At 55.3% G+C, this 10807-nt stretch carries 7 protein-coding genes and 1 pseudogene; 1 reads left to right on the forward strand and 7 read right to left on the reverse strand.

Going from position 1 to position 10807, the window contains the following annotated elements; translation table 11 throughout:
* Positions 1 to 154 precede the first annotated feature (154 nt).
* The 3 genes from FHR70_RS23450 to FHR70_RS23460 form a co-directional block, all read right to left on the reverse strand.
* The gene (locus FHR70_RS23450) at positions 155 to 1552 is read right to left on the reverse strand and encodes an Ig-like domain-containing protein (RefSeq protein WP_183454800.1); all 1398 of its coding nucleotides are present in this window, start codon (positions 1550 to 1552) and stop codon (positions 155 to 157) included.
* A gap of 858 nt (positions 1553 to 2410) precedes the next feature.
* Complete coding sequence (locus FHR70_RS23455) at positions 2411 to 3604, reverse strand: acyltransferase family protein (RefSeq protein WP_183454802.1); 1194 nt, start codon at positions 3602 to 3604, stop codon at positions 2411 to 2413.
* 140 nt (positions 3605 to 3744) lie between these two features.
* Positions 3745 to 4416, reverse strand: coding sequence for an exopolysaccharide biosynthesis polyprenyl glycosylphosphotransferase (locus FHR70_RS23460; RefSeq protein ID WP_183454809.1), 672 nt, complete (start codon positions 4414 to 4416; stop codon positions 3745 to 3747).
* Between the two features lie 768 nt (positions 4417 to 5184).
* Between FHR70_RS23460 and FHR70_RS23465 the strand changes: the two genes are divergently transcribed.
* A complete protein-coding gene (locus tag FHR70_RS23465; protein WP_183454811.1) occupies positions 5185 to 6375 on the forward strand; it encodes a calcium-binding protein in 1191 nt (396 codons plus the stop codon).
* Positions 6376 to 6543: 168 nt separating this feature from the next.
* On the opposite strand, the gene FHR70_RS24440 is transcribed toward FHR70_RS23465, so the two are convergent.
* From FHR70_RS24440 to ftsH, 4 genes and pseudogenes are all read right to left on the reverse strand, one after another.
* The gene (locus FHR70_RS24440) at positions 6544 to 6705 is read right to left on the reverse strand and encodes a hypothetical protein (RefSeq protein WP_281381428.1); all 162 of its coding nucleotides are present in this window, start codon (positions 6703 to 6705) and stop codon (positions 6544 to 6546) included.
* A gap of 43 nt (positions 6706 to 6748) precedes the next feature.
* Complete coding sequence (locus tag FHR70_RS24445) at positions 6749 to 7030, reverse strand: sigma factor (protein ID WP_281381429.1); 282 nt, start codon at positions 7028 to 7030, stop codon at positions 6749 to 6751.
* Between the two features lie 218 nt (positions 7031 to 7248).
* A pseudogene (locus tag FHR70_RS23475) lies at positions 7249 to 7768 on the reverse strand (DedA family protein).
* A 208-nt stretch (positions 7769 to 7976) separates the two neighbouring features.
* The gene (gene ftsH / locus FHR70_RS23480; protein WP_183454813.1) at positions 7977 to 9905 is read right to left on the reverse strand and encodes an ATP-dependent zinc metalloprotease FtsH; all 1929 of its coding nucleotides are present in this window, start codon (positions 9903 to 9905) and stop codon (positions 7977 to 7979) included.
* Positions 9906 to 10807 lie beyond the last annotated feature (902 nt).

Below are 10807 nucleotides of genomic sequence, written 5' to 3' on the forward strand. Positions count from 1 at the left end.
GCCAGAGCAAAGTGCGTTTATCACCGCTGTTGATCAAGTCGGTACTTGGTCCTCTTTTATTAGTGAGAGAACCCTACCAGAAGGGCTGCGGCTGAAAAACCAAGGGATTTATGAGACATTGATCCTTGGACAATTTCAGCCGCAGCAGGTCTTATCAGAGCAGGAAGTAGTCAGCCCAAGACGTCTTGGTGATGGTCGTGCCGCCTACGTCGACAGTCACGGTCGCGGTCGACTGATGGCCATCGGCATCCGTCAGGGTGTATTTGAACGTATCGACCCCTTTGAAACCAGTCTTTGGAGTGTAGACAATTGTATCGTTTCCGCCAGACTTCAACGTTCCATAGAGGGGATTGGTGATCTTCGCATTGGCCCAGGCAATCGCATCGTCATTAGCCAGGATGTCGATCTTCACCGCCGTGCCGACACTCGTCGAAGCCTTGTCGTCACGAGCCATCGGCAGCTTCGTTGTCTCCGTCGGAAGCGGAGTGCTTGGAGTGGTGGTCGTTGGCGTCGAAGGAATGGGCGCAGGAGTTGGGGTCGACGGTGCGATCCCGCTGTTATCAGCCCACCCAGCCGGTGCGACGCCACTTGTGATATTGCCGGACTGAATCGGTTGGGGGTTGCCACTCTCAACCGTGAGCCAGCTGGTCCGGTCGAAGCTGTTATTCTCAAATGTCACGTTTTTGCTGACCCAGGCAGCATGCTGGTCAGCTGCTGCCAGCACGTCGATGAACCTGCTGGATCCGACATCGTGGAACCAGTTGCCAGAGATTTTGACGTTTGTACCGCCCATGACGCGAACGGCTTGCGCAGCAGATCCATCTACCTCGTTGCCAAACATCCGCACATCTTTGACTTCGTAGTCGGTCGTGCCTGGCAGAAGGCTTGACGGGCTGGTGACGCCGCCGACCAGAAAGCCCCACTTTCCGGTATTGTGGACGTTGTTGTAGGAGATCTCGATATCGTACGAGCCGCCTTTGACCTGAATGGCTGCCATCGTGGCGATGCCCGACACGTCATTGCCCGAAATGACGGAATGTGTGGCTCCGACGAGGTCGATACCTTGCTCGCTGGTCGATCCCGAGACCTTGTTGTTGAGGATCTTGATGTGGTCACCCTGGCTGACTTTGATGCCGTCGCCGCTGGTGGCGAGGATTTCCATGTTCTGGATCGTGATGCCAGTAGAAATTTTCGTCATATTGTCGGACGAGGTGATATGGACCGAGTCCTTGGATGACGGACCATAGACCTTGAAGCCGTCGATGGTGATGTAGTTTGCCGGAGCTTGGACACGGATAGTGTCGGCACTTCCGCTCGCCGGCTTGATCTCAGCTTTACTGGGACCATCGGCTGACACCAGTGTAATTGGTGCGCTCGCCGTACCGCCCTTGCTGAACTTCACGTTCTCCGTATAGACGCCACCCTTGACCATGATGGTCGTGCCTGGCGTTGCTTTATTGATAGCTTCCTGAATGCTTGCGAGTGGAGAGGATTCTGTTCCTAGAGCCCCAGCGCGACCGTTCTTTGCGACCCAAATAATATTGGTTGCCACCTTAGTACCCCTATATTTTTTTGTTTCTCAAGTATTATTGAGAACAATAAGATTATTTGTTTGTATATTAAGATTAAAGTCCAGCTCAATACTGAACTCGACTGTTTAAGAATGTCTAATTATGTCTACATTATGACTTCTGGCATATGGGTTGTTCCCGTTCTGCCATGACCGCACACAGTCCTAGGTTGAAATGCCTTATGACATATAGATAGTAGCGATGCTCAGAGTCTGCGCATGGACAGGCAAATTAGTTTGAGGATTGTAGATCCTGTCTTGCTAAAATCGGTACCTGAGAATGCCCAGCATGTTACGTGCGGGTTATCATACCCGTGATGTAACCATCCGCATTAGGGCTCTTAGGGTCCTTATCTGACGAGCAGTTGCACGGCACGCTCGTTATCATCCTCAATCTCGCCGTGAGCGAAATAAGGGATGAAGGACATCCAGTGGCGAGGGCAGGGGGATGCAAGCAGAAAGGCAGTCACTGCTCTGCACTCAACCAAGACTCCTATAGGAACTGCCGTTCTATCACGTATAGTGCCTCGGAACACCATCCTGTTCAGATCACTATGGATGGAGATAGCAGAGGCTTTCTGTTCACGTCAGGTATAGTTTGCAACCAAGCCATGCTGACTTGGATGGGTTATCCAGGCGGAACGCAGGTGATGAGAGACCCTTAAGCGGCGCTCGAGGACATGACGCCGAGGAGAGCAGAGAAAACTTTGAACTGATCTCCGATCTGCCGCTACCTTAAGCACCGGGCAGCGAGCATAGGATCGCTAGCCACATCTCTCATGGAAGCCTTGGTCAGACCAGTAAGTTATTAGCCGATATGCACAATGGGATACTGCAGTTCTAAGAGGTTTGCTGAGGATTAATCGGTTTAGAGCTTATTATACCTGCAGGTTCTGAGAACTGATTCTTCGCAGGTTTTGTGAATGAGCGTCCGCCGCTTAAGTGCGAGAAGAGGGAAGGCGACAAAGCATTGATAGCCCACGCGATACTGAAGGCCACAACGAGGGTAGAAAATGTGGTCGCAAAATAATTAAACAGAAGACCAGTCTCGCCACCGATAGTGATGACATTCGAGAGGCTAGCCTTGATGAACTGGTTAAGTGGCCAATGGACGGAGTGTAAGAAGAAGGCAAGCGCGCCAAGTGCGGTGATGCGGCGGCCCAGCGGATTATTCATCAGGTATGGAGCGCAACCCCAGAAGGCGACGATTCCGAGAACACGTAGTCCTCGCGTCCCCGGTCCGTAGACAAAACTTCCAATCTGACTACCCTCGACCAGGAAGTGCGGTGCGATTGCACGGAAACCGACAAGCAGGAGATAGACGGCCATTACGAGCAGAGCCGTCTGTGGGCGGATAAAGTCCAAATCCCAACTGCGCATGCGTATCAGAGCGCCAAGGTAGAAGAAGAACAGAACATCCGTTCTGAAGTAGAGCGGAAGATCGATGCCGATCAACCAGATGGCCATAATTCCGAACAGGCCAATGAATGGAATCTTGCGCAGCAGGATATAGAGCACAGGCGAGATCAGCACTGTCATGAATAGGTCGTGCAAGAACCAGAACTGGAAGTTGATCGGTCTCCGTGTGATGCCGACCAGACTATTGAGCAGCTGACTAAGACCGAAATTGCCGAGATCATAATCGATCATTGCCAAGTGTGGAGAACTCGGTGAAATGATCCTGATCATCATGAAGATCGTCAGGATGATTGCGCACCACGAAATCATGGGCAGAAGAATGGAGAATGTCCTGCTGCGAAGACGCTTCAGGAAGAAGCCCAAGTCACCCGATGCGCTCTTGAAGAAGAGATAACCAGATATAGCCCCAAGCAGCGGCACCGCGCTGTAGAAAACAAAAACGAAGTAGCGGTTTATGAAGGACGCCAAGGGATATGCCGCATCCTCTGGACCGATGGTGTCGACATAAGGCGATGTGTTGGAGCCTGGGAAAGTTCCATAGTGAAGGAATACCAACCCGATGATCAGCAAGAGCCTAAGAAAGTTGATCCTGTCTTGCTTTTCAACATCTGTCATCGGACTTATCCGTATTAAATATCGAAGGGTTGTTTCTTGCAATCTGAAACGGTGGAGCCCGCTACGGTGCGACGCGATATTAACTTGGCGCTTGATAGACATGAATTCGTCTTTCAGGCGCAGTTTACTCTCCGACTTCATCAGTATGCGTTAGCAGAGAAGAAAACTTCATGCGCCGTCGCGATCAGAATCTTCATATCAAGCAGCACAGATCCATTCTCGATGTAATAAATATCGAGGTCGATACGCCGCTGCATGTCGCCGTCTGTTCTGGTCTCTCCACGAGCACCGCACACCTGAGCAAGCCCTGTAATGCCAGGCTTGACGCAGAAACGTCGCGCGTACTGCGGAATCCTGCGCATGTAATGATCATCATGACACACAGCATGAGGACGCGGGCCGATGATGGACATCTCACCACGAATTACATTGAACAGTTGCGGCAGCTCATCCAGGCTTGTCTTCCGCAGGAACCGGCCAATGGGAGTTACACGAGGGTCGCCCTGTGTGGCCTGCCTTACCTCATGTTCGACTTGTTGGGTGTGATACATCGAGCGAAATTTTAGGATGACGTATGGTCGTTGGCGGGCGCCATACCTCAGTTGTCGAAAGAAAATAGGGCCTGGGCTCGTGGATTTGATAGCTAAGGCGATGATCAGAATAATAGGGCTGAGAGTGATTAGCAGGCTCAGGGCGAGCATGAGATCAAGGATGCGTTTTGAAGGGGACCCGACATAAGAACTGATCCGCTTCAGTGGCCTTTCCGACTTGATGCCGATCCAGAGCGTGCGAACCGTGGCGACTTGGCTCATATAGCAGCCTCACCATGCATGGGTTGGGTTAGATACAACAGTGAGTGAGCCGCGGTTCTGTGTCTATACCTCCTAGGTCTGCTCTAGGTATGTTGGATCGACATGTATTAATGTATTTGCAGTACCTCCAATGAGGTTTTCTCTGCTCGTGTTCTACGGATTAATATAGGCTCCCAATAGGAATTAAGGGAGACTTGCGTCCAATCCTGGTCTTAACCGGACTTTAGCGTCATGCGCACCAGAGATGAATCAGGCAAGATGAATGACGAGATTAGTTAAGTCCTGTCCGGTCTTCGCCAGGCAGGAAAAATCAGCGAATGGAAGATTCATTCAAGCTTTGACTATCGAGGACACACGATCAGCCTACTTCAATTCACTGCCGCAAGTAGAGGCTGACCTACTCGGCGCTCATTAAGCCAATCGTGAACTCTGTTCACAGACAAATCGAACCAGCTTGGATCCTCATGTGGCAGCGCTCATAAAGGGCGCTTTTCATCATGAAAACAGTTTAATAGAAGTCGATTTGATCAAGGATCTATGTCTCGGTCGGCTTCACTGATGTATTTTTTCAAGAATTTGCTTCACTGCCCTCTCATATCATCAAAAGTGATGCTTATTAGAAGAGCGTTACCTCTATAGGATTGTTCAACTCTAATCATATCTATAATCCTTATTTGCTACGCCATCGGTGAAAGTCTCATGTATTATCAAGTATGAAACGAGTGAGGGCGAAAATAGTCTGCTGCACTCTTTAGGCAAGGACATCAAATGGCTACTGTTCGTCTTACGCCTGTTTTGATTGGTCGGGTCAACAATACTGACATCTATCGAGTTGATCTCAGTCAAAGCGGCCTCAGCTCCATAGGTACAATCACAATCAAGGATGACAATGTTATTTCCGGTAGTCCAGGAACCTACTCCGGAATGGACCTGGATTTCGTGAAGATCATGAACACGTTCGTTGCCGACGGGGCAACTGTACCAAGCACTTCAGTAGAGAATGTCTTTGACTTCAGCTCAAGCGGGGTCTTATTCCAGCCCGGCTTTCAGACACCGCTTGGACCAAACGATCCCCTAAGATGGAATACCAACTTACAGGGAACTTCCGGCGCAAACATCTATGACCCTAGCAAGGCTCCGCTTGATCATCTTGACGACTCCTGGCTCTCGCTAGGCGAGGGCGGACAGGTAACATTCCTGCTGAAGACTCCAGTGTCGACAGTTGGGCGGTACCTGTACTTTGGCGAAGCGAGCGTTTCAGACCTTAGTAATTACGTACTGGTTTCGGATGTGCCGCCTACCACACCTAGCGAGCCGAAGGACTTCACCCTGTTTGGAACTCCTGGCAATGACACTATTAGACTTGGCACTGGAGCCAACGCACACCTGCAGTTCGCCAATAGCACAGTATATGGACGAGGTGGAAACGACAGTATCCATGGCGCCTTCGGCAATGACACGCTTTATGGCGAGGCAGGAGAAGACTCACTTTGGGGGCACTCAGGAAACGATTGGATTCATGGCGGCACCAAAAATGACAAGGTCAATGGCGGTTCCGGCAATGACACTATCAACGGTGGGCTTGGCTGCGACCGCCTTTCCGGTGCTGCAGGTAGTGATGTATTCGTGTTCGACTCCAAGCTCGGAACTTCGACCACCGACCGCAAGGTGAACTTCGATAGAATCACGGATTTCAATGTAAAATATGATAGCCTCTGGCTCGACAATGCCGTGTTCAAGAAGCTCGGGAGCGGAAACCTTTCAGATCCCAAGCAGCTGAACAAAAAGTTCTTTACTGTCAGCGACGTCGCCAATGATCGGAACGACTATCTAGTCTATAATAAAAAGACAGGTGTGCTTAGCTACGATGCTGATGGATCAGGCTTAAAGGCTGCGGTTGAGTTTGCTCAGTTGAAGAAGGGCCTCTCCCTCACTTACAAAGACTTTTTTATCATCTGAGTTTCAGTTTGAGAAAGTCTTATTGAGGTGGGGTAGCTGTTGCACCTAACGATGCACAATCGATCCCTTAAATTATATTTCTGCCGGCAGCATCGCTGGCAGAACGGCATTTAGATTTATGTCGGGCAGCTTAGGCAGGGCCGTAATTGAGGAGGCTGCTCACCTAGGCTAAATGTCTTCCTCAAAGCCGAAATCGCCGCCGGCGTCCCCAAGGTCCTCAGCCGCCACCTGCTGGGGTTCCGCCTGATCTGCATCGGCGGCTTCCTGGTAGGACAAGCCTTCGATGGCCACGAGGTGCAGGGCGGCACGCTGCTCGTCAGGCAGGCTCATGAAAGCGGCCTGGACCTGCTGAAGCCATACCCGGCTTTCCTGTTCAGGAGGCGCCGCAATGTCGGCCAGCTCGGCGGCCAGCGCTCCAAAGGCGGAACTCTGCGATACAGCGGCGGCGGCTGTCTATGAAGGCATTGTGCACGATGGAGAGCAGCCAGCCGCGCAGGTTGCCGTTAGGCCGAAACGAGCCCTGCCGTTCATAAGCGCGCGCGAGCGCGTCCTGAACAAGGCCCTCGGCCTGAGCCTCGTCCCGTGCCAGGGAGCGGGCGTAGCGCCGCAGGGGACCGAGCAGCCCAATCACATCCATGCGCTTTGAGTCGTTCATGTGAGGAATACGAAGCTGCTTGAGACCTTAATTCGGCGTCGGACGAATTTTCTTGAGCTGTATGGATCATGCCAGCAGCCGCTTGGCTCGTGCGGCGATCGTGCCTGCTCGAATTTCTGCACGAGCCGATCAAGGGCAAATAGTTTGCGCAGTCGAGGCATAAACAACTGGCTTGTCGGGCCAGATGAAGTTGAAGGTGGTGCCGACCTCCCGGACCACTACTTGGCCCATGCGGTCAGCCCAGCGCCCGGCGCGAGCATCACGAAGGCCCAAACGAGCGCAGAGGCGATGTTCGCCATCTGGAACAGAAGCATGGGCATGGTGAAGATGCCTGCCGTCAGGGGCACTACGGCCCGCAGCGGGCCGATGAAGCGCCCGAAGAAGACACCCCATGCACCCCATCGTGAAAAGAATTGCTTGTCGCGAACGGCAAGACCGGTGTGGCGGGACAGTGGCCAGACACGAAGGGCGGCATGCTTGAACCGGTATCCGATAGCATAGGATATGCAGTCTCCGAGAACCGCCCCAACGACTGCTCCCAACCAGATAGGCCAGAATTCTAATCTGCTGGCTCCGATGAGGGCGCCAATCCCTAGAAGCAGAACGGTTGAAGGAACGAGAAAAGAGAGGAAGGCTTAGGGACTCCGCGAAGGCGAGTGCACCGATAATGACGGACGCCCAAGCTTGATGTGCTCTAACGAAGTCGAGCAGAGTGGTCGTAAGGACCTCGAGATCGATCGCAGGTTCCAGCCAGGGCAATCGTAGCGGCTCAGCGCTTCTGCATCGGCCGCAGCTGTTCAGATTTTATGGTTCCGTCAGAGGTATACGAGCTTGGTCGGCCCTTGATCCCTTGCATTCGGGATATTCTCTTAAGCGGAGAAATGCTGAGGAAGAAGCAGTCGAGGCGCTTGGATCCAGCACCCAAGTGCCTCGACGAACTGCTCCCTCAGTTCTGGGGGCGCGGGACTAGCCCCCCGTCGGTTTCGCGTGGGCGTCCTGGGCGGGTGGTGGGCACGGTCGAGCCGCGGCTGGGGGTCGCCGCCTCTCCGGTGTCGCGCACCGGCGGCTGGCCGTCCATCAGGTTACGGATCTCCTCGCCCGTCAGCGTCTCGTATTCCAGAAGCCCGCGCGCCAGAGCCTCAAGCTCGTGCCGCTTCTCGGTCAGGATCCGGCGGGCGTCGTTGAGCCCGTCCTCCACCAGACGACGCACCTCCGAGTCGATCTTCTGCGACGTCGCCTCGGAGATGTTCTGCTGGCGCCCCATGGACATCCCTAAGAACACCTCATCCTGGTTCTCGCCATAGGCCACCGTGCCCAGCTCGGGCGAGAAGCCCCACTTGGTCACCATCATGCGGGCCAGACGCGTCGCCTGCTCGATGTCCGACTGGGCGCCTGACGTGACCTTGTCCTTGCCGAAGATCATCTCCTCGGCAATGCGCCCGCCCATCATGATCGCCAGACGCGAGGTCATCTGCTCGTAGCTCATCGACAGCTTGTCCCGCTCGGGCAGCTGCATGACCATGCCCAGAGCCCGGCCGCGCGGGATGATCGTGGCCTTGTGCACCGGGTCGGTGGCCGGCACATTGAGCGCCACCACGGCGTGTCCCGCCTCGTGATAGGCGGTCAGGCGCTTCTCGTCGTCGGTCATCACCAGGGTGCGGCGCTCGGCGCCCATCATCACCTTGTCCTTGGCGTCCTCGAACTCGCGCATGGTCACGATGCGCTTGCCACGCCGCGCCGCCAGCAGGGCCGCCTCGTTGACCAGGTTCATCAGATCCGCGCCCGAGAAGCCGGGGGTGCCCCGCGCAATCACCTTCAGGTCCACGTCGGGCGCCAGCGGGACTTTTCGCACATGCACGCGCAGGATCTTCTCGCGGCCGACCACGTCGGGGTTGGGCACCACGATCTGGCGGTCGAAGCGGCCCGGGCGCAGGAGCGCCGGGTCGAGCACGTCGGGCCGGTTGGTGGCAGCAATAATGATCACGCCCTCATTGGCCTCGAACCCGTCCATCTCGACAAGGAGCTGGTTGAGGGTCTGCTCGCGCTCGTCGTTGCCGCCGCCGAGACCCGCGCCGCGATGGCGCCCGACCGCGTCGATCTCGTCGATGAAGATGATGCAGGGGGCGTTCTTCTTCGCCTGCTCGAACATGTCGCGCACGCGGGAGGCGCCGACGCCCACGAACATCTCGACGAAGTCGGAGCCCGAGATGGTGAAGAACGGCACGTTGGCTTCGCCGGCCACCGCACGAGCGGTCAGCGTCTTGCCGGTGCCGGGAGGGCCCACCAGCAGCACGCCACGGGGGATGCGGCCGCCCAGGCGCTGGAACTTCTGCGGATCGCGCAGGAACTCCACCACCTCCTGAAGGTCCTCCTTCGCCTCGTCGATGCCGGCCACGTCGTCAAAGGTGACAGGCGTTTCCGGCTTCATCAGACGTGCACGAGACTTGCCGACCGACAGCAATCCGCCGCCTCCGCCCTGCTGGCCCATCGCCCTGCGGGACATCCAGACCACGAAACCGATCATCAGGGCAAATGGCAGCAGCGACAACAGCAGGCTGCTGAGCAGGCTCGGCTGCTGCGGCGGCTCAGCCTTAATCACCACGCCCTTGTGCTGCAGCTGGGCAATCAGACCGGCACCTTGCGGGACATAGGTCGTGATGCGCTCGCCTGTGGAGCGTTCGGCAACGACCTCTTGGCCCCGAATGGTGACGGAGTGGATTTCTCCCTGATCGACGGCCGTCACAAAGGCCGAGTAGGGGAGTTGATCGGGGCCGGGACCTGACGTGTCCTGGAAGTAGAACAGCGACAGTAAGGCAACGACCGCGGCCACGATCGCAAGATTGCGAAAGTTGGGTGCGGCATTAGGGTTGTTCATGTCTATGCTTTCTGAACGACACTATCAGAGAACGCTGGAAGTGGGTTGGAACCGGACGTCCTTGTCCAGGTGCTCGCGGAGAGGGTCCATGTTGCGCAGGTTCGAGCGGTAGAACACATCGCCGACCCAGCACATGAGCGGGATAGCGCTGTCGAGGAATCGAGCTAGGGCGTCGAGGCGCGTACGGATTCCAGCCGCTCGGGAGGAAGTGCTGCTAAATGAGTGGGTGCACGAGTAAGACGTCACGCTCGTCTCCCAGATGCGGAGCACGCTTGCAAGTGCTCCTCAGGTGAGAGAGTCCGACATCGCAGCCAGAGGAAGGCTGCCAGAGGGGCCCGGACCCCGATGACTGGAATGTGGGTACAGGAAGACCCGAGTTCAAGATTAGTCAGTCATCCGACGCGGCCGACACCTTCATCCTTGGGCGCGTTCAATGACAGTATATTCCGCATCGATCACACCCTCCTGAGATTGCCTTTGTTGCTCTCGCCGCACTTGGCGCCGGATATAGATGGACAGAGCGAGTCCGCCGACCAGCATGACAGGCAGCACGAGGAAGAGCCCGACAATCATCATTGCCAGGAGGGCCACTGCCAATAGAAGCAGGCCAGCTAGCCTAATCATCGGGGTCCATACCCGACCAACACCCGTCGTGGAGCTTCGGCCTCCGTAGTCCATTTGCATCGTGGTATATCCTTTGCAAATCGAGAGAGCCACAGTTTAGCACGCATCCTGTCCCTTTGCTCAACGGGCGCGGTTCGCGCGGTCAGGGTGTCAGGCTCCAGACAAGCAAAAACCCTCGAAGGGGGAGCCATTCGAGGGTTTTGTGTATTGGTTGCGGGGACAGGATTTGAACCTGTGACCTTCAGGTTATGAGCCTGACGAGCTACCGGGCTGCTCCA

This window comes from Microvirga lupini (genome assembly GCF_014191055.1).
GTDB lineage: Bacteria > Pseudomonadota > Alphaproteobacteria > Rhizobiales > Beijerinckiaceae > Microvirga > Microvirga lupini_A.